Origin of the sequence: Pseudomonas sp. NPDC088414, assembly GCF_044753325.1 — a bacterium.
GTDB lineage: Bacteria > Pseudomonadota > Gammaproteobacteria > Pseudomonadales > Pseudomonadaceae > Aquipseudomonas.
Genome location: NZ_JBIVMY010000010.1, coordinates 42303 through 66994, shown reverse-complemented (window position 1 = coordinate 66994; position 24692 = coordinate 42303). Strand labels below are relative to the sequence as shown.

The 24692-nt window shown below is 60.8% G+C and carries 19 protein-coding genes and 1 pseudogene; 5 read left to right on the top strand and 15 right to left on the bottom strand.

What is annotated here, in order from left to right:
• Nucleotides 1-278 precede the first annotated feature (278 nt).
• Nucleotides 279-2510: an LTA synthase family protein gene (locus ACIP8I_RS12010; protein ID WP_400761240.1), complete on the top strand. Its 2232-nt coding sequence runs from the start codon at nucleotides 279-281 to the stop codon at nucleotides 2508-2510.
• A 45-nt stretch (nucleotides 2511-2555) separates the two neighbouring features.
• Here ACIP8I_RS12010 and ACIP8I_RS12005 read toward each other — a convergent pair whose 3' ends face one another.
• Nucleotides 2556-2987 (bottom strand): hypothetical protein, encoded by a 432-nt coding sequence (locus ACIP8I_RS12005; protein ID WP_400761237.1) that lies wholly within the window; start codon nucleotides 2985-2987, stop codon nucleotides 2556-2558.
• 428 nt (nucleotides 2988-3415) lie between these two features.
• The gene (locus ACIP8I_RS12000; protein ID WP_400761234.1) at nucleotides 3416-5452 is read right to left on the bottom strand and encodes a TonB-dependent receptor; all 2037 of its coding nucleotides are present in this window, start codon (nucleotides 5450-5452) and stop codon (nucleotides 3416-3418) included.
• A 335-nt stretch (nucleotides 5453-5787) separates the two neighbouring features.
• Here ACIP8I_RS12000 and katG point away from each other — a divergent pair, with 335 nt between their 5' ends.
• Nucleotides 5788-8058: a catalase/peroxidase HPI gene (gene katG, locus ACIP8I_RS11995; protein WP_400761232.1), complete on the top strand. Its 2271-nt coding sequence runs from the start codon at nucleotides 5788-5790 to the stop codon at nucleotides 8056-8058.
• A gap of 127 nt (nucleotides 8059-8185) precedes the next feature.
• On the opposite strand, the gene pepN is transcribed toward katG, so the two are convergent.
• The 6 genes and pseudogenes from pepN to ACIP8I_RS11965 form a co-directional block, all read right to left on the bottom strand.
• On the bottom strand, nucleotides 8186-10843 hold the full coding sequence (gene pepN / locus ACIP8I_RS11990; protein WP_400761231.1) for an aminopeptidase N: 2658 nt from the start codon (nucleotides 10841-10843) through the stop codon (nucleotides 8186-8188).
• 10 nt (nucleotides 10844-10853) lie between these two features.
• Nucleotides 10854-11684 carry a DUF2797 domain-containing protein gene (locus tag ACIP8I_RS11985; protein ID WP_400761228.1) on the bottom strand — a complete coding sequence of 277 codons (831 nt, stop codon included), beginning with the start codon at nucleotides 11682-11684 and terminating at the stop codon, nucleotides 10854-10856.
• Entirely contained in the window at nucleotides 11681-11941 is a 261-nt protein-coding gene (locus tag ACIP8I_RS11980) for a YeaC family protein (protein WP_007919229.1), read from the bottom strand. The genes ACIP8I_RS11985 and ACIP8I_RS11980 overlap by 4 nt, the downstream gene beginning before the upstream one ends.
• 33 nt (nucleotides 11942-11974) lie before the next feature.
• Nucleotides 11975-12843 (bottom strand): annotated as a pseudogene (locus ACIP8I_RS11975) (rhomboid family intramembrane serine protease).
• Nucleotides 12840-13814 carry a metallophosphoesterase gene (locus ACIP8I_RS11970; RefSeq protein ID WP_372241222.1) on the bottom strand — a complete coding sequence of 325 codons (975 nt, stop codon included), beginning with the start codon at nucleotides 13812-13814 and terminating at the stop codon, nucleotides 12840-12842. Before ACIP8I_RS11970 ends, ACIP8I_RS11975 begins: the two are co-directional and overlap by 4 nt.
• Nucleotides 13811-14701, bottom strand: coding sequence for an NAD(+) kinase (locus ACIP8I_RS11965; RefSeq protein WP_003224174.1), 891 nt, complete (start codon nucleotides 14699-14701; stop codon nucleotides 13811-13813). Before ACIP8I_RS11965 ends, ACIP8I_RS11970 begins: the two co-directional genes overlap by 4 nt.
• 115 nt (nucleotides 14702-14816) lie before the next feature.
• Between ACIP8I_RS11965 and ACIP8I_RS11960 the strand changes: the two genes are divergently transcribed.
• Entirely contained in the window at nucleotides 14817-15767 is a 951-nt protein-coding gene (locus ACIP8I_RS11960) for a DUF1853 family protein (protein ID WP_400761226.1), read from the top strand.
• Between the two features lie 103 nt (nucleotides 15768-15870).
• Here the strand turns inward: ACIP8I_RS11960 and ACIP8I_RS11955 are convergent, their stop codons facing one another.
• The gene (locus ACIP8I_RS11955) at nucleotides 15871-17154 is read right to left on the bottom strand and encodes an arsenic transporter (protein ID WP_367084785.1); all 1284 of its coding nucleotides are present in this window, start codon (nucleotides 17152-17154) and stop codon (nucleotides 15871-15873) included.
• A 156-nt stretch (nucleotides 17155-17310) separates the two neighbouring features.
• Complete coding sequence (locus ACIP8I_RS11950; RefSeq protein WP_102357122.1) at nucleotides 17311-17868, bottom strand: NADPH-dependent FMN reductase; 558 nt, start codon at nucleotides 17866-17868, stop codon at nucleotides 17311-17313.
• A gap of 183 nt (nucleotides 17869-18051) precedes the next feature.
• Between ACIP8I_RS11950 and ACIP8I_RS11945 the strand changes: the two genes are divergently transcribed.
• The gene (locus ACIP8I_RS11945) at nucleotides 18052-18282 is read left to right on the top strand and encodes a hypothetical protein (protein WP_007965845.1); all 231 of its coding nucleotides are present in this window, start codon (nucleotides 18052-18054) and stop codon (nucleotides 18280-18282) included.
• An 85-nt stretch (nucleotides 18283-18367) separates the two neighbouring features.
• Nucleotides 18368-19261 carry a LysR substrate-binding domain-containing protein gene (locus tag ACIP8I_RS11940; protein ID WP_400761223.1) on the top strand — a complete coding sequence of 298 codons (894 nt, stop codon included), beginning with the start codon at nucleotides 18368-18370 and terminating at the stop codon, nucleotides 19259-19261.
• Here ACIP8I_RS11940 and ACIP8I_RS11935 read toward each other — a convergent pair.
• From ACIP8I_RS11935 to ACIP8I_RS11915, 5 genes are all read right to left on the bottom strand, one after another.
• The gene (locus ACIP8I_RS11935) at nucleotides 19227-19841 is read right to left on the bottom strand and encodes a GNAT family N-acetyltransferase (protein WP_096795963.1); all 615 of its coding nucleotides are present in this window, start codon (nucleotides 19839-19841) and stop codon (nucleotides 19227-19229) included. The genes ACIP8I_RS11940 and ACIP8I_RS11935 overlap by 35 nt on opposite strands.
• Before the next feature lie 14 nt (nucleotides 19842-19855).
• Nucleotides 19856-22111 carry an Orn/Lys/Arg decarboxylase N-terminal domain-containing protein gene (locus tag ACIP8I_RS11930; RefSeq protein WP_003224166.1) on the bottom strand — a complete coding sequence of 752 codons (2256 nt, stop codon included), beginning with the start codon at nucleotides 22109-22111 and terminating at the stop codon, nucleotides 19856-19858.
• A gap of 242 nt (nucleotides 22112-22353) precedes the next feature.
• Complete coding sequence (gene dnaQ, locus ACIP8I_RS11925) at nucleotides 22354-23112, bottom strand: DNA polymerase III subunit epsilon (protein WP_027613146.1); 759 nt, start codon at nucleotides 23110-23112, stop codon at nucleotides 22354-22356.
• Nucleotides 23113-23338: 226 nt separating this feature from the next.
• Nucleotides 23339-23800, bottom strand: coding sequence for a ribonuclease HI (rnhA, locus tag ACIP8I_RS11920; protein ID WP_003224162.1), 462 nt, complete (start codon nucleotides 23798-23800; stop codon nucleotides 23339-23341).
• 91 nt (nucleotides 23801-23891) lie between these two features.
• Nucleotides 23892-24650: a methyltransferase domain-containing protein gene (locus ACIP8I_RS11915; protein WP_003224159.1), complete on the bottom strand. Its 759-nt coding sequence runs from the start codon at nucleotides 24648-24650 to the stop codon at nucleotides 23892-23894.
• Nucleotides 24651-24692: the final 42 nt, after the last annotated feature.

Genomic DNA, 24692 nt, shown 5'->3' with positions numbered 1-24692 from the left:
AGGCCGAACTCTATCGCTATAAAAAATAGAAATTAAATACCGTTATCGAATATCCATAGCACGCTCATGTTTGCCGTTGCGCGCTGATTTAAACAGCCTGAAACAATAAATCTGCCACCGGTTACAAGCTGTACGTCAGCCGCCAGCGGGCGGACACCAACGCCGGTCACGGCCTCAAGCCTTGCGTCACGTCTGCGCGAGCGGATCAGCCGGGTGTTTAAAAGGGCGATCAGACAGCCCACCCTTGGTATCATCGCGCACACTTTTATGACGGTTTGATGGCTGGAAGGTCTTTTTTTGTGAGTGTTCTTTTGCGTTGGTTGCGGCAGCCACATGCCCGCCTGTTTTCCCTGATTCTGCTGGTGCTGATCGTGCCGGTATGCCTGCGCGCGGCGTTGGGCTGGTCGTCGCCACTGGGCTATTTGTCCGACCTGGCGATTGGCAGTTTGCTGGTGCTGTTGCTGCATCGCCGCGCGTGGTGGCTGGCGTTGCCGTTGCTGCTGTTCTGGGGATTGCTGGCGGTGGCGACGGCCGAACTGGTCAGCGCTGTCGGTCGCCTGCCGAATCCATCTGACCTGCATTACCTGATTGACCCGCAGTTCGTGGAAAACTCCACCGGTGGCGGCCTTGCCCATCCGGCGCTGGGCGTGGCCCTGTTGCTGGCGCTGCTGCTCTGGTTACTGACGCGCTTCGCCAATCGCACGCAACCCGCTGCTGCCCTGCCCCGCGCCGTATGGGCGGCGCCGGCGCTGCTGTTCGCCGCGCACTGGGGCGTGCAAAACCAGTGGCCAAGCGAGGAAGATCCGTGGCGCCTGTACAACCTGCCGCATCAGTTGCTCGCCGCTCAAGTGGCCGATCTGCAGTTGCAGGCTGAAGAATGGCTGGAGGGTGACGTCGAAGAACCCGCGCCGCAGATGGCCGGACTGACCGACCTGGATCTCAACGGGCACAAGCTGCTGGCCGCACCGGGACAGGCGCGCAATGTGCTGATCATCGCCCTGGAAGGCATTCCCGGCGCCTACATCCGCGCCAATCGCGAAGCCATCGGCAGCCATTATCAGGAAGACCTGATGCCCAACCTCAGCCGCTGGGCCGAGCGCGGCATGAACACCCCGGATTACGTGCTGCATACGCACCAGACCATTCGCGGCCTGTACGCCATGCTCTGCGGCGATTACGACAAGCTCAACAACGGCACGCCCAAAGGTGTGGAGATGCTCACCCAGCAGGAGCGCAATCAGGCCTGCCTGCCGGCGCAACTGCGGCAGAACGGCTTCAGCACTCATTACCTGCAAGGCGCCGGCCTGCGTTTCATGGCCAAAGACAAGATCATGCCGCACATCGGTTTCGATGCGACCCATGGTCTGGAATGGTTCAGCAACGCCAACTATCTGGAGTTTCCGTGGGGCAAGGATGACAAGGCATTCTTCGAAGGCGCGCTGGATTACGTCGGCCAACTGAAGAAGCAGAAGCAACCGTGGATGCTCACTCTGTTGACCGTCGGCACTCATCAGCCCTATTCCGCACCGGAAGAATATCTGGCGCGCTACGACACGCCGAAGCAGGCCGCCGTCGGTTATCTGGACGATGCGCTGGAGCAGTTCCTCAGTGGGCTCGAACGCCAGGGCGTGCTCAAGGACACGTTGGTGGTGATCACCTCGGACGAATCCCACGGCATCGATGGCGTGCGTCTGGCGTCGTCCTGGGGTTTCAACCTGACTCTGGCCCCGGAACACGAGCAACTGCCGCGACTGAATGCCGGGGTCTACGGTCATGTCGATCTGAGCGCGTCGATCCTCGATTATTTTGACCTGCCGGTGCCGTCGGCGCTGAGCGGTCGTTCGCTGTTTCGCGATTACGACAGCGGGCGCGAAATCATGTCCTACACCAACGGCAAGCTGCGCTACCACAACGGTCAGGGGATCTTCTCCGAGTGCGACATGCCGCGCCGTTGCCGTTACTACGAAAGCGCCGGGTTCATTGCCGAGCGCGCCACCTTCAAGGGCACTGAAAGCAGCCCGCAGGCCCGACAGATTGCCGCGCGGGCCATGGCGCTGGACCTTTCGCTGCTGCGCACGCCACTCAATCAGCGTTACCAGTTCGGCAGCAACAACGTCATCCCGCTGCAGGCACAGATCAACGATGACTGGGCCGACAACCTGATCGGTGCGCAATACCTGGAAATGCCCAAGGGTTCGCACACCCGCGTGCGCCTGACCGTGCGCTCGGTGGATCCGCAGCAGGCGGCGTACATCCAGCTCAAGGCCAAGGAGTTCGAACAGGACGTGCAGCTGGGCTTGCCGACCGAGATGGTCGCCACAGCCGATCAGCCGCTGCAGATGGATTTCAGCTTCGACAACCCGCAGCAGCGCAAGGCCTTTTCGTTCCACTTGCTGGGTTATGGATTGGGTGCGGTCGAGGTCACGGATTTCAGTGTGATTACTGAGCTGCCGGGGCAGGAAGATCCGCTGGATGCGTTGCCGGATGATGAAACTGTGCAATCGAGTTGAAATCGGGGAAGGGGCGGATTGGTTGGATCCGTCCCTTTACGTTTACTAACGACGTTCGATTTGAAAGTGTCCCTCTATTTTCTGTCCATCAGGCAATTGAAAATGGATGTCACCTTTAGCGCCGATTCGTTCATACACCTTTTTCAAAAACGTCACCTCTGCCCTTCCTGATTTAATAAGTTGAAAATCGCCATCGACATCAGCGCTCCAACCTATTTGGCCTCTATACCATTCCACCGGATGAGGTCCATCCCCAACCAGGCTCTTTGGAACGGTGAAAGCAACATGACCTCGTTTTTCGTCATCAAATCCAACAATCAAGAAGTCGTCGGTTGCTTCATAGAACGTCGTATTATCCCCCGTCGCCGACACGAATTTTTTTCCACCAATAGATGCATTGAACTCGCCGTCATAACCTTGTCCGGCCTTCTTTAACAATGCCTCGAGTTGCCCTTTTATATGAATTGATTCGCTCATTTGCATGCACTCCGGGATAGTCTGATATTGATGAGTGGTTCTCGAAAACTCAGAAGCCGTTGCTTCTGCCTGTGAACCTATGCATCAACTATCCCGATCGCTACTGTCATAACTGACAGGTTATTAGCTGAATTCGAAATAAGAATTTGGAAATTCAAAAGTTAACTGCAGTATCAAACCAGTTTCCGAAAAAGTATGAGCCGGTAAGGGACCTGGTGCGGTCGAGGTCACGGACTTCAGCGTGAACACCGAGCTGCCGGGACAAGTAGATCCGCTGGATGCGTTGCCGGACGACGACACCGCGCAATCGAGCTGATGCCCTCCGTGTAGGAGCTGCCGCAGGCTGCGATCTTTTGATCTTGTTTTTTCAAGATCAAGATCAAAAGATCGCAGCCTGCGGCAACTCCTACACGGGGGGCGATGGGCTATCAGAACGTCGTGCGTAATCCCACCTGAATGCTGCGCCCCTGCGCCGGTGCAACATCGCGCAGGATCGAGCTGGCGTAGCGCACGGTCTGGTTGGTCAGGTTCTCGGCGTTGACGAAGGCCAGCCATTTGCTCTGGCCGACATCGAAGTGATATCCCACATTCGCCCCCAGCGTGGTGTAGCCATCGGTGCTGCTTTCGTTATCGGGCACACGATGCTGCGAACTGGCGTGTTCGATATCGATCCGTGCCTGCCAGCGATCCAGTTCCCACAGCAAGCCGCTGTTCAAGCGTAACGGCGCGATGCGCGGCAGATCCTGACCGTTGTCGAGATTCTTGGCGCGGGTGTAATCGCCCGACAGCTCCAGAGCAAACTTGCCGTAGGCATTTTCGCCAAGTGTCCAGCGATCCTGCGCCTCGATGCCGCTGAAACGTGCACGCACACCCGAGTAGCGGTATTCGGGAATTCCGCCGGCATCCTCTTCGCCTTCGTCATTCAGTGTGCGGCCGGTACCGAGCAAGCCGATGTAATTGGAGAAGTGGCTGTAGAAAACGCCGACGCTACCCTTGTGCGTGCCGTTGTCGAAACGCAATGCGAGGTCGCTGGACACAGCTTTTTCTTTCGACAGACCGGCATCGCCGACTTCATAGGTGCCGGTCGCGACGTGGGCACCGTTGGCGTACAACTCGTAGAACGTGGGTGCGCGCTCGGTGTAGCCGAGTGTCGCGGCGACCGACCAGATCGGCGTCAGCGTATACACCGCTCCGGACGACAGGCTGCCGGCGGTGAAACTGCTCGACTTGTCGGCATTGGCAAAGCGTTCGTTGCCTTTGGCATCCGGGTCGACTGTGGTGTGCTCCAATCGGCCGCCGAGGCTGAACAGCAGACGCTCGGTGGCTTGCAACTCTTCCAGAATGAACAGTGCACCGGCGTCAGTATCGGTGTGCGGCACAAAGGCTTCTTCGCCCAGCGCCGAGAATTCGTTGCGACTGACCTGAGCGCCAATCACCCCGTTGAACGGGCCCAACGGCTGGTGTCTGGCCTCGACCCGCGCTTCGTAGCCCTTGTTCTTGAAGGTGGTGCCGACTTCACCGCCCTCGATTTCCCGGTGCTGGTAATCGGTGTAGCCCGCATCAAGTTTGACCGAACTGAAGGGGCCGTCGAGGTTGCGGATTTCCGAGGCGAACGCGTAGTGCTCCTGCTCCATGCGAATGCGCACGTCGTCTTCGGCGGGCGAGCCGTAGTTCGAATCGTAATTGCTGTAGGACAGACCGGCGTATCCGTCATCCCAGGTGTAGGAACCGCCGACGGCGCCGCCATCCTGACGACCGTCGCTGTTGGCCAGCCGATGCTTGCGCGAGTCGCCGTCGTCGCTGGCGCGTGCCGCGCCGGTCTTGGCGTAGCCGGGAATCTTCAAGTCGTTGAACTCACGGGCGCTGGCGTCCAGGTGCAAGGCGAACTGCCCGTTGCCGGCCTCCAGTTTCCCCGCACTGCTGCGGGTAGTATCGGCGCCGCCATAGCGCAACTCACCCGCACCGTGAATGCCGTCGATGGCTTCGGTGGGGATGCGGTTATCGAAGGTGTTGACCACCCCGCCGATCGCGCTGCCGCCATAGAGCAGCGCCGCCGGGCCACGGACGATTTCAATGCGCTCGACGTTGACCGGATCCAGCGGCACCGCGTGGTCGTAAGACAGCGACGAGGCGTCCAGCGCGCCGACGCCGTTACGCAGGATGCGAATGCGGTCACCGTCCTGACCGCGAATGATCGGCCGACTCGCACCCGGGCCGAAATATGACGAGGACACGCCGGGCTGCTTGTTCAGGGTCTCGCCGAGGCTGCCCTTCTGCTGCAACGTGAGGTCGTCGCCGCTGAGCACGGTCGAGGGCGATGCGAGGGTCTGGCTGCCTAAAGGATTGCCGGTGATGATTTGTGGTTGCAGTTCGAGCGGTTCGGCGGCGAACACCGGTGAGGCGATCAGCAGCGCGGCGGCCAGAGGAGTCAGGCGTCGTTGAAGGGGTTGGGAACGGGCAGGCATTTCAGAACTTCCGTGAGCAGAAAAGTGAGGATCGCTGCCGGCGCTTGGCAAATAACGCTGGCAGAAACAGAATGAAATCTTTTTTATGTTATACAATAACATTTCTTTCTGTCATCACGATTCTTGCAATTCGTTTTGCAGCGAGCCCTCAAGAACGCAGTTTCTGGCTCGAATCTGAGCCTGCAGCGACCTGCCCGAGTACGGGCAAATGCTGAAAGACTGCGGCTATCAAGCTCCAATAGTCGGCCTATTAGCTGACTGCCCGAGTCGGGTCTAGCCTTACTAGTCCGAAGTCGGCACGAGCCGGCCGTACAAGACCTGATAAGGACCCGAACATGGCAAACGAATCGAAATGCCCGTTCAACCACGCCGCCGGTGGTGGTACGACGAACCGTGACTGGTGGCCGAATCAACTGAACCTGAAGATCCTCAGCCAGCACTCGCCCAAGTCCGATCCGCTGGGCAAGGACTTCGACTACGCCAAAGCCTTCAAGAGCCTGGACTTCCAGGCCCTTAAACAAGACCTGCGCGCGCTGATGACCGATTCCCAGGATTGGTGGCCCGCCGACTTCGGCCACTACGGCCCGCTGTTTATTCGCATGGCCTGGCACAGTGCCGGTACCTATCGCACTGCCGATGGCCGCGGTGGCGCCGGTTCCGGCCAGCAGCGTTTTGCCCCGCTCAACAGCTGGCCGGACAACGTCAGCCTCGACAAGGCCCGGCGCCTGCTGTGGCCGATCAAGCAGAAATACGGTCGCAATATTTCCTGGGCCGATCTGATCGTGCTCACCGGCAACGTCGCGCTGGAGTCGATGGGCTTCAAGACCTTCGGTTTCTCCGGAGGCCGCCCTGATGTGTGGGAACCGGACGAAGACGTCTACTGGGGTTCGGAACACGAATGGCTCGGTGGCGACAGCCGCTACGGCAAAGACAAGTCCGCCATGCAGGAGCCCGGTGACGGCACGCTGGTGGCTGAACCGGATCTGCACGGCAAAGAGGAAAGTCGCACCGATCAGGGCGAACGCAATCTGGAAAATCCGCTCGCAGCGGTGCAGATGGGCCTGATCTACGTCAATCCGGAAGGCCCTGAAGGCAATCCCGACCCGGTTGCCTCCGGTCGCGATATCCGCGAAACCTTCGGCCGCATGGCCATGAACGATGAAGAAACCGTCGCGCTGATCGCTGGCGGTCACGCCTTCGGCAAGACCCACGGCGCCGGCCCGGCCGACAATGTCGGGCCTGAGCCGGAAGCGGCCGGCCTGGAAGAACAAGGCCTCGGCTGGCGCAACGCATTCGGCACCGGCAAAGGCGCCGACACCATCACCAGCGGCCTGGAAGTGACCTGGACCACCACCCCGACCCAATGGAGCAACAACTACCTGGAAAACCTGTTCGGCTTCGAGTGGGAACTGTTCAAAAGCCCGGCCGGTGCGCACCAGTGGAAACCGAAAAACGGCGCGGGGGCTGGTACCGTTCCACACGCGCACGATCCAAGCAAAAAACTCTCGCCGACCATGCTCACCTCCGACCTGGCGCTGCGTTTCGACCCGATCTACGAGCCGATCGCCCGCCGCTTCCTGGCCAACCCGGATCAACTGGCCGACGCCTTTGCCCGCGCCTGGTACAAGCTGATCCACCGCGACATGGGCCCGCTGTCACGCTATCTCGGGCCAGAGCTGCCCAACGAAGAACTGCTGTGGCAGGACCCGATTCCTGAGGCCACCCAACCACTGATCGACAGCAACGATGCGGCGGCGCTGAAAAGCAAAGTGCTGGCTTCCGGCCTGTCGGTGTCGCAACTGGTGTCCACCGCCTGGGCGGCTGCGTCCACCTTCCGTGGTTCCGACAAACGCGGCGGCGCCAATGGCGGGCGTCTGCGTCTGGCCCCGCAGAAGTTCTGGCAGGCCAACCAGCCGGAGCAACTGGACAAGGTACTGAAGACCCTTGAGGACATTCAGAACGAGTTCAACGCCGGTTCATCCGGCAAGAAAGTCTCGCTGGCGGATTTGATCGTGCTGGCGGGTAATGCCGGGGTTGAGCAAGCGGCGAAAAACGCCGGGCACTCGGTCTCTGTGCCGTTCAATCCAGGCCGCACCGACGCGAGTCAGGAGCAAACCGACGTCGAGTCGTTTGGTTTCCTCGAACCGATTGCCGATGGTTTCCGTAACTACAGCAAGGGCAAATACACCGTTTCGGCCGAGGCGCTGCTGATCGACAAGGCGCAACTGCTCACCCTCTCCGCTCCGGAAATGACCGTGCTGGTCGGCGGTCTGCGGGTATTGGGGGCCAACGTCGGGCAAAGCCGGCATGGTGTGTTCACCGCTCGCACTGAAACGCTGAGCAATGACTTTTTCACCAACCTGCTCGATATGGGCGTGGAGTGGAAACCGACCTCACCGGCGGCGGACGAGTTCGAAGGACGCGACCGCAAGACCGGCAGCGTGAAGTGGACGGCGACGCGGGTCGATCTGGTGTTTGGTTCCAACGCGATCCTGCGCGCGCTGGCCGAGGTGTATGCGAGCTCTGACGCGAAGGAACAGTTCGTCAAAGACTTCGTGGCGGCGTGGGCCAAGGTGATGGAGCTGGACCGGTTCGACCTGAAGTAACAGAAAACGCAAAAACCTGTGGGAGCTGGCTTGCCAGCGATAGCGGTAGATTATTCAACTTCAACGTTGAATCTGATGCCGCCATCGCGGGCAAGCCCGCTCCCACAAGGTCTGATCTTATCCCTACTTACGCCAGGCTCTTGCTCACCACTTCATACACATCACTCGACAACTGCCCCGACGCCAGAATCCGCTCCAGCTCAGCCTTCATCAGTGCCTGACGGGCGCTGTCGTATTTACGCCAGCGAGTCAGTGGCGCCAGTTGCCGCGAGGCGATCTGCGGGTTGAAGCCGTTCAGCTCAATCACCAGATCCGCGAGGAAGCGGTAGCCCGAACCGTCGGCAGCGTGGAAGTTGATCAGGTTCTGCCCGGCAAACGCGCCGACCAGCGCACGCACCTTGTTCGGGTTCTTGATGTTGAATGCCGGGTGCTGCATCAACGCCTTGACCCGCGCCAGACCGCCCGGCAAGGTGCTGCCGGCCTGCACGCTGAACCACTGATCCATGACCAGCGGGTTGTCCTTGAAGTGCTCGGCGAAACTCGCCAGCGCCACGGCTTTCTGCTCGTCGAACGGCGAGTTGACCAGTACCGCCAGTGCGGTCAGGCGCTCGGTCATATTGTCGCTGTTTTCGAACTGTTCCTGCGTAGCGGCCAGCACTTCCGGCTTGCCGCTCAACATCAGGTACGACAGCGCAATGTTCTGCAGCGCACGACGGGCAAAATGCTCGGCCTCAGCCACATACGGCGTCTGCTTCGACAGGTCGCGGTTAGCCTGATAGCGCAGCCACAACGCTTCAAACAGGTTGTCCGCCAGTTGCCTGCGGGCAAACTCGCGAGCGGTGTGGATCGCCTCGACGTCCGCCACTTCACTGATTTCGGTCAGATAGGCCTCGCTCGGCAGCGAGAGCATTTCGGCGACCATGGCCTGATCCAGCGACTCGTCAGACAGCACGGTTTTCAGCGCCGAGATCAGACGCGGATCAAGCACCAGACTCTCGCCCTTCTGCTGCTGCGCGATCAGTTCCTGCAGCACCTGCACCGACAGTTGCTGACCGGCATCCCAGCGATTGAAACCGTCGCTGTCGTGCTGCATCAGGAACATCAACTGGTCGCGGTTGTACGGGAAGCTCAGTTTCACCGGTGCCGAGAAACCACGCAGCAACGACGGCAGCGGCTGTTCAGCGATGTCGACGAAGGTGAAGGTCTGCTCAGCCTCGGTCACCGAGATCACGCGGGTGGTGCCTTGGGCCGACGCTTCACCGGCCAGACGCAGGGCAATCGCGTTGCCTTTGCTGTCGAGCAGACCGAGTTCGACCGGGATCACGAACGGCAGTTTTTCCACCTTGTCCGGGGTTTCCGGGCAGCTCTGGCGGAAGGTCAGGCTGTAGGTTTTCGCCGCCGCGTCGTAGGACTCGCTGACCGCCAGACGCGGTGTACCGGCCTGGCTGTACCAGCGCTTGAACTGGGTCAGGTCGACTCCGTTGGCGTCTTCCATGGCCTTGACGAAATCGTCACAGGTTACCGCCTGGCCGTCATGGCGTTCGAAGTACAGGTCACTGCCCTTGCGGAAGCCTTCGGCGCCCAACAGGGTGTGAATCATGCCAACCACTTCCGAGCCTTTTTCGTACACGGTCAGGGTGTAGAAGTTGGAGATCTCGATGAAGCTGTCCGGGCGCACCGCATGGGCCATGGGCCCGGCATCTTCGGCGAACTGGTGGGTGCGCAGGTACGCCACGTCCTGAATGCGCTTGACCGTGGCCGAGTTCATGTCCGAGGAGAAACCGGCGTCACGGAACACGGTGAAGCCTTCTTTGAGCGACAGCTGGAACCAGTCACGGCAGGTCACGCGGTTGCCCGACCAGTTGTGGAAGTATTCGTGGGCGACGATCGCCTCGACCCGCTGGTGCGCGGCGTCGGTGGCGGTTTCGGCGCGGGCCAGCACGGCGCTGGAGGTGAAGATGTTGAGACCCTTGTTCTCCATCGCGCCCATGTTGAAGTCGTTGACGGCGACGATCATGAAGATGTCCAGATCGTACTCGCGACCGTAGACCTCTTCGTCCCAGCGCATCGACTTCTTCAGGCTGTTCATGGCGTGCTGGCACTTGTCGATGTTTTCCGGCTCGACGTAGATGCGCAGCGCGACATTGCGCTGGGTCATGGTGGTGAAGGTATCTTCGACGCACCACAAATCACCGGCCACCAGCGCGAACAGGTACGCCGGCTTCATGAACGGGTCTTCCCAGGTCGCCCAGTGTCGGCCGTCTTCGCCAGGGCCAGAGGCAATCGGGTTGCCGTTGGACAACAGCACCGGATAGCTGTGCTGCTCGGCGACCACCGTGGTGGTGAACTTGCTCATCACGTCCGGGCGGTCGAGGTAATAGGTGATCTTGCGGAAGCCTTCGGCCTCGCACTGGGTGCAGAACATTGTGCCGGACTTGTACAGGCCTTCCAGCGCGGTGTTGGTTTCCGGGTGGATCCGGACGCTGGTGTCGACCGTGAAACTGGCGCTGGACGGTTGCAGGGTCAGGGTGTTTTCGCTCAGCTGATAATCGCCGGCGCTCAATTCCTGGTCGGCCAGGGTCACCGACAGCAGCTCCAGCTGCTGGCCGTCGAGTACCAGTGGCGGCAGGTCCGGGCCACGCTCGGGGTTGCGGCGCATCACCAGTTGCGCGTGGACCAGGCTGTGGTCCTCGAACAGCTCGAAGGTCAGGTGCGTCTCGTCGATCAGGTACTCGGGCGCCTGATAGTCCTTCAGGTAAATCATCTTCGGTTGTTCGGTGCGCATGCTGGAATCCTTATTGATGCACGGCGAGCTGATAGGCCGTGTATTTACGAATGTTGATCACGCCGGTGTCAAAAATCAGGTACTGACCCTTGATCCCCAGCAGCGTGCCTTCGGCAATCGGGTTCTTGTCCAGGTTGAAGCTGACGATTTTGGCCGGGTATTGCTCGACCGGATAGCGGATTTCGAGAGGTTCTACATCGGCAATCGTCTGAATTGCTTGTAGGCCGAATCGCTGTTGCAAGCCTTGCAAGCCCTCGGCGCAGCTTTCAAACAGTTGATCGCGCACCTGGGCCAGATCCACCGCCGCCGCATCGCCCTTGAGCAACGCGCGCCAATTGGTCTTGTCGGCCACCTGACTGCGGAACAGGTCTTCGACGAAGCCCGACTGCTGGCGCGTCGATACGCGCATGATCGGCAGCGCCTGACTCGCGCCCTGATCGAGCCAACGGGTCGGCAGTTGCGTGGCGCGAGTGATACCGACCTTGATCCCCGACGAATTGGCCAGATACACCACATGATCAGTCATGCAGAACTGCTGGCCCCATACCGGGTCGCGGCAGGTGCCGGCCTCGAAGTGGCAGCGCTCCGGACTCATGATGCAGAGGTCGCACTGCGCCAGTTTGGTCATGCACGGGTAGCAGTAACCCTGGCTGAAACTGGTTTTGGTCTTGCGCCCGCAATAGGTGCAATGAATCGCCCCCAGGTACTCCAGACGCACCGTGGTGCCGATCATGGGATTGACCGGCACCTCGACATCATCCAGACGAAACGCGTATTGCACATTCGGCCCGTCCAGGCGCGCCGACATTTTGCTGATTGCACCGCGGCCAATCTCGATCAATGGATGGCATCCGACTTGAACAGGATGTTCGGCACTTCGATCGACTTTGACGCACATTCCTGCGGACCCATGTAACCGGTGCGCTGGTCTTCCGGCAGGTTCTGGATTTCCCAGGCGATCATCGCCTGCAGCGACAGCTCGCGCTGTTCGGCGGTGAGTTTGCCGCCGTCGGACCACTTGCCGATTTCCACGGCCAGTTTCAGGCTCTCGTAGATGTCCGGGGTGATGTTGTTGATCATGTCGTTAAAAGAGGACATCAGGGTCTCCGTGCTCTTTATTCACTTAAAAATTCAGGCGGCCAGTTTACGGCGGTTATACAAACCGCCCAACAAACCGGTGAAGCATCCGATGAGTAACCCGCTGACGTGGGCGGCGTTGGCGATCTGGCCGAAACCGATCATCGAGACCAGTCCGGACATGCAAATCACCAGCCACACCAGCATCATCACCAGCACGCCGCGCGGCAGGCGATACGCCGGGTTCGGCGCCAGCAACTGGAAGATCCAGCAGTGGCCGAGCAAACCGTAGAGCACGCCGGACAGGCCGCCGAACAGGCTCGGGCCGCTCCAGGCGAATTGCGCGTAGTTCGACACCAGGCTGAACAACAGGGTCAGACCGAGCAGGTTGATGCTGCCCTGACGTGACTCGATGCGCCGCCCCAGCTCCCAGTACCACATGCCGTTCATGGCCAGGTGCAGGATGCCGAAGTGCAGCAGCATCGGCGTGAACAGCGCCACCACTGCCCCGCCGCCAGACTGTCGGCCAGCGGCGTGAACTGGATGTACTCGCCAACCACGCGGAAGTCGAGGAAGGTCAGCCAGCGAATGGTTTCGAGGTTGTCGCCCAGATAGGTCAGGCCACCGACCAGCAGGCTCAGCAGCAGGATCAACCCGGTGGCCTTGGCGTGTTTGAGTTGCTCGGCGAAGCTCGGACGCTTGAAGGTCGGGGCTTGCGGGATGTCCAGTTGTTGCTCCGGATCGCCGGCCGGGAAGCGCTCGTACAGCGAACGCACGTCCTCGCTGATTTCCGAAGGCGCCCACAGCACCTGCTCGCCCGCCTCTTCACTGACCCGATGCGGCACCTGCATGCGTTGCAGCAGTTTGACGAATCCGCTCAGGTCCACCGCCAACGGCAGACGCAATACCGCTACCGCACTCATTGCAGCACCTCCGGCCGCTCGACATCGACCCAGACAAATTTATGCGGATCCAGACGTGTTTCCTGATCCAGACGATAGGCCACCAGTTTGCCGTAGAGCACCGCGCTGTAATCGAGACACGCGAGGTTCGGGCGGATCGGCGCCGGTTTGCCGCTGCGCCAGTAGTGGCCGACGAACAGCAACGGCTCGTCGATGCCATAGCGCAGCAGGTTGTTTTTTTCGCTGGAAGTCAGCGGCTTCTGCGCCACCGGTTCGGGCAGTGCATCTGGCTGGAAGACGATGTCGCCGTAGGTTTTCGGGTCGTCCTCCCAGAACTTGGTGCGGAAGAACGAACGCACCAGACCGTCGCCGCTGGTCATGGTCAAGCCATCCGGCAGGCGCATGTCGGTGCCGCGCAGCAAGCGGTCGAACACGGTGCAGGCGAAACTGCCGGGCACGGCCGAGGCCTGAAGAAAGTGCTCGTCGATACGCGCATCGGGGAACAACCCGCGCAACGGTTCGATCAGGCTGGCATCCCAACAGGCGTGCACCACACGGAACCGCCCGGCGTCGACCACCAGCGGCAGCTCATAGAACCAGTTGAGGAAATCATGCCAGTCGCCCGGATGGTCTTCGAACTGGGTCAGGGTTTCGTGCAGCAGACGCGCGTGGCGCGGCGTGTGCTCACGGACGAACTGCTTGCCGCTGCCCGGCAGCGCCGGGGTGCTCCAGCCCAGTGCATTGAATTCGTGGTTGCCCATGATGCACAGCGCCTGCCCGGCCTCGACCATGTCATGGACGATGTGCAGCGCCTCGCGGATTCGCGGGCCACGGTCGATGATGTCGCCGACGAACACGGCCATGCGCGATGGATGCCGCCAGACCCCGCCCTGCTTGTGATAACCGAGACGGTCAAGCAAGTGTTCGAGGGTCAGGGCGCATCCGTGCACGTCACCAATCAAGTCATAACTGCGCGCGGGATCGAGCATCAGTCGCCTCCACCACCCAACTTGCTGCCCCAGCCGAGCTTGGTCCGACAGACTTCATAGTAGTTGTGGTCGAGCGGGTGAATCAGCCGCAGCTTCTGGGCTTTCTTACTGACGGTGATGGTGTCGCCCGGCGCGCAGGTGAAGTGGTTCTGCCCGTCGCAGGAGACTTGCGGGTAAATCTGCATGTTTTTCGACACGACGATTTTCAGCTCACTGTTGCCATCGACCACAATTGGCCGGCTCGACAACATATGGGGGTACATCGGCACGATCACAATGGCATCGAGCTTGGGATGCATGATCGGTCCGCCGGCCGAGAGCGCGTACGCGGTGGAACCGGTCGGGGTGGCGACGATCAGGCCGTCGGCCTTCTGGCTGCAGACGAACTGGCCGTCGATGTACAGCTCGAACTCGATCATCCGCGTCGATTTGCCCGGGTGCAGCACCACGTCGTTCAGTGCATCGCCCTGGCCGATGGCTTCGGCATGGCGGCGCACTTCGGCTTGCAGCAGAAAGCGGTTTTCCACCAGATAGTGGCCGTCGAGCACCTTGGCCACTTCGACTTCCAGCTCATCGGGGCGAATGTCGGTGAGAAAGCCGAGGCTGCCACGGTTGATCCCGAGTACCGGAATATTGTGCTTGGCCAGCGCCCGCGCGGCACCGAGCAGGCTGCCGTCACCGCCAACGACGATGACCATGTCGCAGACTTCGCCGAGCATCTTGCGTGACGAGGTCTGCAGGCCATGGCCCGGCAGGACTTCGGCGATGGTGTCTTCGAGAATCACGTGCAGGTGACGATCGAGCAGAAAGCGTTTCAGTCGGCGGACGGTATCCAGCACCTGGGAACTGCCCAGGCGACCGATGATGCCGATATTACGAAATTGCTCCATGGGACCTCTGCGGACAATCGAAAACGCGAAAAACCCGATTATGGGCGAAAGCCTGGAATAGACAAAATCCTTTCAGCCACGAGGGTGCGCGCGTGTTTAAGGCTATGCTCGCAAGATGATCCTGTTTCCCGACTTGCTTCAGTTGCCACACCAACTACGCCATCCCGAAGTGCGTGACCTGGCGTGGGTGATTCTCGCACCGCCGATGCTGGCCGCGACGCCGTGGCCGCAGCGCCATCCGCTGGCCGGCAGCGACTGGGTCAGCGATCCGGCGCGCCTGGAGCACTGGCTGCGACAACTCGATCGTGACAGTTATGGCTTGTTGCACTGGCTGGCGCAGGCGCGCACGCGGCGGCTGGGCCTTTATTACGAGCGGCTGTGGCAGTTTGCCGTGGAGCATGCGCCGGGCATCGAGCTGATTGCCGCCAACCTGCCGATCCGCCGCGAAGGCCATACCCTCGGTGAACTGGACATGCTGCTGCGCGACCGCGATGGCGTGCATCACCTGGAACTGGCGATCAAGCTCTATCTCGGCCCGCAGGAAGGCGATGGCCACGACCCGGCGCAGTGGCTGGGGCCGGGTTGTCACGATCGGTTGGACCGCAAACTGGCGCATCTGGCTGAACATCAACTGCCGATCTCGGCCCGTCCGGAAAGCCGTGATGTGCTGGCGAAGCTGGATATCGAGGTGTTCAGTGCGCAGTTGTGGCTGGGCGGTTATCTGCTGTATCCGTGGCCCGGTCAGGCCGAACCGCCCAGAGGCGCGCATCCGCAGCACCTGCGTGGCAGTTGGCTGCATCAGAAGGACTGGCCGGCGTTCGTCGCCCAGCGCCCGGCCGGACGCTGGCAACCCCTGCCCCGGCATGCGTGGCTGGCGCCGGCGCATTACCCGGCAGATCAGGCCTGGAACGCTGAACACCTGCAGATGTGGCTGGATGACCTGGAACCGATGGCCCCGGCGCAACTGCTGGTGCGCCTGACCGAGAATGCGCAGGGCGAATGGGAAGAGGCAGAGCGGTTGTTTCTGGTGGCGGATCTTTGGCCGAATGTGCCGGGCCAGGTGTGAGAGTTGTAGCGCCTTAACCGGCCCTATCGCGAGCAGGCTCACTCCTACAGGGGAACGCATTCCAAGGTAGGAGTGAGCCTGCTCGCGATAGGGGCAACTCGGTCTACAGCGAAAGCCGCAAAGCCAACGCCGCCAAGGTAACCAACAACACCGGCACCGTCAGCACAATCCCGACCTTGAAGTAATACCCCCAGCCAATCCGGATATCCTTGCGTGCCAGCACATGCAGCCAGAGCAAGGTCGCCAGACTGCCGATCGGGGTAATTTTCGGCCCCAGATCGCTGCCGATCACGTTGGCGTAGATCATCGCTTCCTTGACCACACCACTGGCCTGACTCGCATCAATCGACAACAAGCCGATCAGCACTGTCGGCAAGTTGTTCATGATCGACGACAACAGCGCCGTCAGCACCCCGGTGCCCAGCGCCGCGCCCCACACGCCGTACCCGGCGAACACATCCAGCCAGCCAGCGAGATACCCGGTCAGCCCGGCATTGCGCAGGCCATACACCACCAGATACATGCCGAGGGAGAAAATCACGATCTGCCACGGTGCTTCTTTCAGTACCTTGCGCGTGGAAATCTTGTGGCCTCGGGCGGCGATCCCCAGTAGCAGTGCCGCGCAGACCGCCGAGATCGCGCTGATCGGGATGCCCAGTTGTTCGAGGAAAAAGCAGCCGATCAGCAGGATCACCAACACTATCCAGCCGGCATAGAACGTGGCTTTGTCGTGGATCGCCGTGTGTGGCTGTTCGAGCTGTTCGGGGTCGTAAGCCTTGGGAATGTCGCGGCGGAAGAACCACAGCAGCACGCCCAGCGTCGCGGCCACACTGACGAAGTTGACCGGCACCATCACCGCCGCATAGCGGTTGAAGCCGATGTGAAAGAAGTCCGCCGAGACGATGTTGACCAGGTTCGACACCACCAGCGGCAGGCTCGCGGTGTCGGCGATGAAACCGGCGCCCATGACGAACGCCAGGGTCGCCGCCGGGGAAAAGCGCAGCGCCAGCAGCATCGAAATCACGATCGGCGTGAGAATCAGCGCCGCGCCGTCATTGGCGAACAACGCCGACACCAGCGCGCCGAGCAGCACCATGAAGGCAAACAGCTTGCGCCCACTGCCCCGCCCCCAGCGCGCCACGTGCAACGCGGCCCAAGCGAAGAACCCGGCTTCGTCGAGCAGCAGACTGATGATAATCAGTGCGACGAAGGTGCCGGTGGCGTTCCAGATGATCTGCCACACCAGCGGAATGTCGCTCAGGTGCACGACGCCGAAGACCAGCGCCAGCACGGCGCCGAGCGTCGCGCTCCAGCCGACCCCGAGGCCTTTGGGTTGCCAGATGACAAGGGTGATGGTCAGCAGGAAGATCAGTGACGCAGCGAGCATTCGCGACAGCCTTGGATTGAGATGGAGAAGTGAAGCCAACACCAAAAACTGTAGGAGTGAGCCTGCTCGCGATAGCGGACTGTCAGTTACCAATCAATCGACTGACACACCGCTATCGCGAGCAGGCTCACTCCTACATAGTGTTCCGGGTGTGGCTTATTTTTTGTGTTGCTCTACGAATTGTCCGTAGGCATTGATGAAATTCTGCAGAAAAGGTTTCACCGACTCGCTCAACTTGCCCGCCTCGTCAAACGCCGAACCCGCACCACCCAGATACGCCTCCGGCTGCTGCATGCACGGCACGTTGAGAAACACGAAAGACTGACGCAGATGCTGGTTGGCGCCAAAACCGCCAATGGCTCCCGGTGACACGCTGATCACCGCGCCCGGTTTGCCGCCCCAGACGCTCTTGCCATACGGCCGTGAACCCACGTCAATCGCATTCTTCAGAGGCGCCGGCACCGAGCGGTTATATTCCGGGGTGACGAACAGCACCGCGTCGGAAGAACCGACTTCCTGGCGGAAAGTGCTGTAGGCTGCCGGCGGTGAATCGCCGTCGATGTCTTCGTTATAGAGTGGCAGGTCGCCAATCTCGACAATCTTCAGTTTCAGGTTCGCCGGTGCCAGCTCGGCCAGCGCCAGCGCGACTTTGCGGTTGATCGATGCTTTGCGCAGGCTGCCGACGACTACAGCGACGTTGTAGACATTGCTCATGGAAGACTCTCGACTGTCCGTGGGAAGAGCCAGTAGTTATAGATGATTCGATGACCGTTTCACCAGCGAGCAAGGGAAATTCCTTCGCGCTGATTATTTTTTTCCTGTAGGAAAACTTACAGGGCTTGATGACGGTCTACCAAGCCGCAAATCAAGCGTTTTATCTCCAGAGGTTCTAAGCAGATGGCAGCAGTACTCGTCGGTCAGTTCCATGCAAGAGATGCGGAAGGCCGCGTTTATTCCGTGCATGAGTTCCAGGAATCCACCCCGTCGGCAGACGGGTCCACTGGCTCGGAGCCGATTTACAAACTGGCCATTGGCGATCGCGTCAACAAAGTCAGTGACACCGAGTTTCTCCTGGTTCAGTCAGGTATTACCCTGACCCGCGAGCCTGAGACAACCGTCGCTTCATAACTGGCCGTTATGAGCAGAAGTCATATGCGCAGACTTGGGGTAGGATTCAGGCACTGACCCCACCTGCTGAACATGGACTTCACGCATGCGTTTACGTCATATCGAAGTGATTCAGGCGCTCTTGCAGACCGGTCACCTGGGCACCGCCGCCGAATGGCTGCAGCTCCCGGTGACCGAGGTCGAAGAGCGTTTGCGCGAAGCCGAGAGCGAATTGGGGTTCATGCTGTTCGCCAGCGTACGCGGTCGTTTGCAATCGACGCCTGAAGCACGGGCATTGCAGGTGGAAATCGCTCACGTCTATCAAGCGCTGGAACCGGTGCAGCGTCTGGCCAGCAGTCTCAAGCAATACCTCGCCCCGCCCCTGCGCCTCATCGGTACCCCGCCGCTGGCGCAACAGCTGTTACCGCAAAGTATCGCCCTGCTGCGCCGACGTTTGCCCGACGCTCCCTGCCGTTTGCTCAGCGCTCCAACTTGCGACATCGTCCGCAGCCTGCTGCTGCGCGAAAGCGATCTGGGCCTGAGCCTGCACGATCCGGAGCACCCCGACATCCACGCGCAACCGCTGGCCCACGGCAAGCTGCACCTGCTAGCGCCCCACGGCTGGTTGCAACCGAAGCAGAAATACATTTCCCTGCAGGATCTCGCCGGACAGGCGATGGTCGGCCTTGAAGGCCACGACCCGTTGAGCCCGGCGCTGGAGAACAAACTCCAGGCCCTGCGCCCGGCGCCGAGCATCCAGACCCGCGTACAAACCCATCAGATGATGCGCAGCATGGTCGAGGCCGGTGAAGGGCTGGCCATCGTCGACCCGTTCACCGCCCTTGGCGCACGGGCCGGCGGACTGGATGTCTGCCCGTTGTCACCGGCGGTGCCCGTCAGCCTGTATGCCCTGACCTACCGGCACAGCGCCACGCCGGCAGCGATTCAGACGCTGCTGACGATCATCACGGAACAAGCCGAGGCGATGCTGGCGAGCTGAGCGGGTGTTCCAGCGGGTTATCGAACAGTCGATACCAGAACAGCGCGATTTCCGCAGTGTTCGGGTCTATCCCGCGATAACGCAAATGGTCGATACCGCCAATTTCGTAGCCACAACGCTCATACAAACGACAGGCACCGAGGTTGTTGTTCTGGGTTTCAAGCATGATCCCCGGCAGTTTCTTCTTGCGGCTCCAGAACTGCGCCACATCCAGCAGCGCCTTGGCCACACCATGCCGGCGCGCCGGTGCGTGCACCGCCAGCTCATCGATGTGGGCAAAGCCGTTCCAGTTGGTGCTGATCACCAGATGACCGACCGGCTCATCATCGAGATACGCCATGAAAATCGCGCTGTCGGCGGCATCGCGATAGCTGCTGAACTCTTCAGGGTCGATGCCATAGCACTTGCGGTACGGCACGATCGGCGTCACCGCCCAGCGCTCGACCGGTTGGCCAATGACGGCTGCACCGTACGCGGCGACCTCGAAACTGAAGTCGCTGCCCCAGATATATGCTGCGAAACCGTCGTCGGCGACGCGCACCGACAGCCCAGGGTATTTCGGATTCATGACCGGTTGCATACTCGGGAAAGTCCTCATTCCTTGACGCAATCGACGGTGTACTGCCGCCCATTGCCCTCGTCTTCATGTTGCAGTCCATGCACATCAGCAACAAAACCGGGGAAGCTGCTATCGAACGTGCGGGCAAACTTCAGGTAATCGATGATCGATCGGGTCGCCTCGGTGAAGCGCTCCCCCGGCATGATCAACGGAATCCCCGGTGGATACGGCACCAGCATCACCGCCGCGATCCGCCCTTCCAGCTCATCGATCGGCACCGCCTCGACTTCGCCGCGCACCAGATGATCATAGGCATGGGCCGGCTTCATGGCGATTTCCGGCAGCACCGTGTACATGCGTTTCAGATGTTTGGCGGTGGCATTGCTGCGGTAACAAGCGTGCAGTTGATCGCACAAATCGCGCAGGCCCATGCCGCGATAGCGCGCGGTGTCTTGCTGCGCCACGCACGGCAGGCAGGTCGCGAGACTGACGTTGGCGTCGTAACTGCGCTTGAATTCCAGCAACTCGGTGAGCAGCGTGCTCCACTTGCCCTTGGTGATGCCCATCGAGAACAGCACCAGGAACGAATACAGCCCGGTCTTCTCCACCACCAGCCCGCGCTCCCAGAGGAACTTGCTGACCACCGCCGCCGGGATGCCCTTCTCGCTCAGCGCGCCACCGGCATTCAACCCGGGCATGACCAGGGTCACTTTGATCGGGTCGAGCAGCACATAGTCGTCGCTGACTTCGCCGAAGCCATGCCAGTCAGCGTCCGGTTGCAACAGCCAGTCTTCGGTCTGCACCCGGTCGATACCTTCGACGCCAGGCGGCTGCCAGATCGAGAACCACCAGTCATCCGCCGCAATGTGCTGGCGCAGATTGGCCAGCGCCCGACGAAAACTCAGCGCCTCATCGAAGGTTTCCTGCAACAGCGAACGCCCGGCCGGGCCCTCCATCATGGCCGAAGCCACATCCAGCGAAGCGATGATGCTGTACTGCGGCGAGGTCGAGATGTGCATCATGAACGCTTCGTTGAAACGGTCACGGTCCAGTTGCCGCGCGCCGCCGTCCTGCACATGAATCATCGAGGCCTGGCTGAATGCGGCGAGCAGCTTGTGCGTGGAATGAGTGGTGAACACCAGCGGGCTGTCTTCGGTGCGCGAGGTGGCCATGCCATAACGCCCGGCGAAGAACTCGTGAAACGCCGCGTAGGCGTACCACGCCTCATCGAAATGCAGCACTTCCACGCTATTGCCCAGGCTCTGTTTGATCAGCTCGGCGTTGTAGCACAGGCCGTCGTAGGTCGAATTGGTGACCACCGCCAGTTTGACTTTCGGCGCGCGGCCCTTGGTCAGCGGGCTGGCGTCGATCTTCGCCTGAATCGATTCGCGACTGAATTCGCTCAGCGGAATCGGGCCGATGATCCCCAGCTCATTGCGCTCCGGGCAGAGGTAGAGCGGGATCGCGCCGGTCATGATGATCGCGTGCAGCACCGACTTGTGGCAGTTGCGATCCACCAGCACCAGATCATCACGACCGACCATCGAGTGCCAGACGATCTTGTTGGCGGTCGAGGTGCCATTGATCACGAAAAACGTGTGATCGGCGCCAAAATTTCGCGCGGCGCGTTCTTCGGCTTCGGCCAGCGGCCCAGTGTGATCGAGCAGTGAACCGAGTTCCGGCACCGAGACCGACAAGTCCGAACGCAGGGTGTTTTCGCCAAAGAACTGGTGAAACGCCTGCCCCACCGGACTCTTGTGATAGGCCACGCCACCGCCATGCCCAGGGGTGTGCCAGGAATAGTTGGAGTCGGCGGTGTGCTGCACCAGCGCCTTGAAAAACGGCGGCAGCAGACCGTCCAGATACTTGCGCGCCGCCCGCGCCACTTGCCGGGCGAGAAACGGCACGGTGTCTTCGAACAGGTAAAGAATGCCGCGCAGTTGATTGAGTTCGGCCATGGCATCAGCCGGGGCGTTTTCCAGGGTGACCTGTTCGCCCAGGGCGAAGATCGGCAGATCCGGCGCGCGCACCCGGGCCAGGCCGATCAGTTCGGCCATGTTTTGCAAAAGATGGGAATGGGTGCTGGCGTCTTCGGCAGCGATCAGCATGCACGCCAGACCATGATGGGTGGAGGCCACCAACCGCCCTTCGGTGTAGTCGATGGCCGAAACGATATTGAAACCTTCCTGCTCCAACTCCCGGGCGATGCCACGGATACGGTCACCGGCGACCGTGTCGGCCTTGATGTCGCGATGGACGATCAACACCGGAAACTTCAAATCTTTGTACATGGGGCTCAGTGTCCTGAGGCGGCGGATCAAGTCAGCCAATGCACTCAGGGTAGAGGGTTGCAGCGAAAGTGGCGAGGGTGGCCACTTGGCTTCATTCAGCCTGACTCGGCTTTTGTGGCGAGGGAGCTTGCTCCCGCTGGGGCGCGAAGCGGCCCCGGTATTCGTTCAGCATCAATGTGCATTCAGGTTTTATGACTGCTTCGCAGCCAAGCGGGAGCAAGCTCCCTCGCCACAAAATGTGTTCAGGCCTGAGCATCAGCCTCGGCAATCTGCGTCCACAACGCCGGCCCACCCGCCGACTTGGCAATGATCTCCAGCCGCGCCATATGCGCCGCCAGTTCCTCTTCCGTCGCCCGGATGATCCGCGCAGGCTGACGACTCGCCGGCAGACGACGGATTTCGGTAGCGGAGTTGTCCGCGCCCTCGCCCGTGCCATTGCCGTCGGAAGCGTTGCCGGCCAGCGACAGGCTGGTCTGGCCACCGGTCATGGTCAGGTAGACGTCGGCAAGAATCTCCGAGTCGAGCAAGGCGCCGTGCAGTTCACGGCCGGAGTTGTCGACGCCATAGCGTTTGCACAAGGCGTCGAGGCTGTTGCGCTGCCCCGGGTGACGTTCCCGGGCCATCATCAGGGTGTCGAGGATGGTGCAATGCTGAGTGATGTCCGCACGATCGTGCTGGCCCATCAAGGCAAATTCGTTGTTGATGAAACCAACGTCGAACGCCGCGTTGTGGATGATCAACTGCGCGCCGTTGATGAACTCGAAGAATTCGTCGGCGACTTCGGCGAAACGCGGTTTGCCGACAAGGAATTCGTTGGTGATGCCGTGAACGCCGATCGCGCCCTCGTCACTTTCGCGATCCGGTTGCAGGTAAACGTGAAAGTGCCGGCCCGTCAGGCGCCGACCGATCAGTTCGACACAGCCGATTTCAATGATCCGGTGACCATCGGTCACCGGCATGCCGGTGGTTTCGGTATCGAGTACAACGGATCTGGTGGCCATCAGTGTTCAATTCTCAACGGGGTCAATCGTACAAAAGCGGCGATGTTAACACGCTCGCGGCGCGCGGCGCGCACCACCGCTTGATTGGCACCTATGACCCTGTAGGAGCTGCCGCAGGCTGCGATCTTTTGACTTTGTTTTTTAAAAGCAAGATCAAAAGATCGCAGCCTGCGGCAGCTCCTACAGGGGAACGCATTCCAGATGGCAGGAGTGAGCCTGCTGGCAATCAGCTCTGCTTGTACCCGCGAACTTCATCCACCCCACGGTTGGCCAATTGGTCGGCCCGTTCGTTACCGTGATGACCGATGTGCCCGCGCACCCACTTCCAGGTGACCTTGTGCCGGTTGACCTGCTCGTCCAGCTCTTTCCACAGGTCGGCGTTTTTCACCGGTTCTTTCGCGGCAGTTTTCCAGCCGCGCTTTTTCCAGTTGGCCATCCACTCGTTGATGCCTTTCATCACGTATTGCGAGTCGGTCACCAGCAGCACTTCACAGGGCCGCTTCAAGGCTTCGAGGCCACGGATGGCGCCGAGCAGTTCCATGCGGTTGTTGGTGGTGTTGGCTTCGCCGCCCCACAGTTCCTTTTCGACGCCCTTGCACACCAGCAAGGCGCCCCAGCCGCCCGGGCCGGGGTTGCCCTTGCAGGCGCCGTCGGTGAACAGTTCTACGCTATCGACGCTTTCGCTCATGCCACTCTATCCAGAAAAATGCCTGGCCCCGTCAATCGCGGATCGACGATGGCCGCGGCCGGAGCAGGTCCGGCCACTATAAAAAGAAGGTTTACGGTTCGATACGGCGGCGGTTGACCTTGGCCATCGGCAGCGGAATCAGCTTGCCCATCGGCTCGCGACGCTCCTGACGCACCGGACGCAGGCCAACCACGATCTTGCGCGCGACCAATAAATAGAAGCCACCGCCCGACAGTTGCCAGTCGCCGGCCTTGCGTTCCCAGCCGGCCAGTCGGGCCTGCCACTTGGGCGACGCGAGCGGCGGACGATAGCACCCGAAGCGGCGTTTCTCCAGCGCAAAGCCCAGCAGGTTGAGCCAGTCGGCGACCCGCGACGGCGAGATACAGCGCGCCTGACGCAAGGCGTCGTGGGCGAAGACGTGACGCAAGCCCCAGGTGCTCCAGGGGTTGATGCCGATGATCAGCAGATGCCCGCCGGGGCGTACGCTGCTCGCCGCTTCACGCAGCAGGCCGTGGGGCGACAGGCAGAAATCCAGACCATGCTGCAACACCACCACGTCGGCGGCGTGTTCGCTCAACGGCCAGGCCTGTTCCTCGCAGACGATCTCGACACCCGGCAATGGCGCGCCGAGCCGCACGTTGCGCTGCACCTGCGGCGCTGATGGCGGGGTCTGGGCCGACGGCCCGTAATGCACCAGATAGCCGCCGAAGAACCGCCCCAACTCGTCTTCGAGCATGCGCCGTTCTTCATCCAGCAGAAATTGCCCGAGGGGGCCGGCCAGCCACTCACGGGCCGCGCCGATCAACGCCAGCCAGTCGGGATCGGCCTGAGCGAACGCTTTATCGGTCATGTCATTCTCCAACGCCGCTAGAAGCTCTAAGATGCGCCAATG

Coding starts and splice junctions, on each gene's coding strand:
- ACIP8I_RS12010 (WP_400761240.1), top strand. CDS start 279: ATGGCTGGAAGGTCTTTTTTTGTGAGTGTTCTTTTGCGTTGGTTGCGG.
- ACIP8I_RS12005 (WP_400761237.1), bottom strand. CDS start 2,987: ATGAGCGAATCAATTCATATAAAAGGGCAACTCGAGGCATTGTTAAAG.
- ACIP8I_RS12000 (WP_400761234.1), bottom strand. CDS start 5,452: ATGCCTGCCCGTTCCCAACCCCTTCAACGACGCCTGACTCCTCTGGCC.
- katG (WP_400761232.1), top strand. CDS start 5,788: ATGGCAAACGAATCGAAATGCCCGTTCAACCACGCCGCCGGTGGTGGT.
- pepN (WP_400761231.1), bottom strand. CDS start 10,843: ATGCGCACCGAACAACCGAAGATGATTTACCTGAAGGACTATCAGGCG.
- ACIP8I_RS11980 (WP_007919229.1), bottom strand. CDS start 11,941: ATGTCCTCTTTTAACGACATGATCAACAACATCACCCCGGACATCTAC.
- ACIP8I_RS11965 (WP_003224174.1), bottom strand. CDS start 14,701: ATGGAGCAATTTCGTAATATCGGCATCATCGGTCGCCTGGGCAGTTCC.
- ACIP8I_RS11960 (WP_400761226.1), top strand. CDS start 14,817: ATGATCCTGTTTCCCGACTTGCTTCAGTTGCCACACCAACTACGCCAT.
- ACIP8I_RS11955 (WP_367084785.1), bottom strand. CDS start 17,154: ATGCTCGCTGCGTCACTGATCTTCCTGCTGACCATCACCCTTGTCATC.
- ACIP8I_RS11950 (WP_102357122.1), bottom strand. CDS start 17,868: ATGAGCAATGTCTACAACGTCGCTGTAGTCGTCGGCAGCCTGCGCAAA.
- ACIP8I_RS11945 (WP_007965845.1), top strand. CDS start 18,052: ATGGCAGCAGTACTCGTCGGTCAGTTCCATGCAAGAGATGCGGAAGGC.
- ACIP8I_RS11940 (WP_400761223.1), top strand. CDS start 18,368: ATGCGTTTACGTCATATCGAAGTGATTCAGGCGCTCTTGCAGACCGGT.
- ACIP8I_RS11935 (WP_096795963.1), bottom strand. CDS start 19,841: ATGCAACCGGTCATGAATCCGAAATACCCTGGGCTGTCGGTGCGCGTC.
- ACIP8I_RS11930 (WP_003224166.1), bottom strand. CDS start 22,111: ATGTACAAAGATTTGAAGTTTCCGGTGTTGATCGTCCATCGCGACATC.
- dnaQ (WP_027613146.1), bottom strand. CDS start 23,112: ATGGCCACCAGATCCGTTGTACTCGATACCGAAACCACCGGCATGCCG.
- rnhA (WP_003224162.1), bottom strand. CDS start 23,800: ATGAGCGAAAGCGTCGATAGCGTAGAACTGTTCACCGACGGCGCCTGC.
- ACIP8I_RS11915 (WP_003224159.1), bottom strand. CDS start 24,650: ATGACCGATAAAGCGTTCGCTCAGGCCGATCCCGACTGGCTGGCGTTG.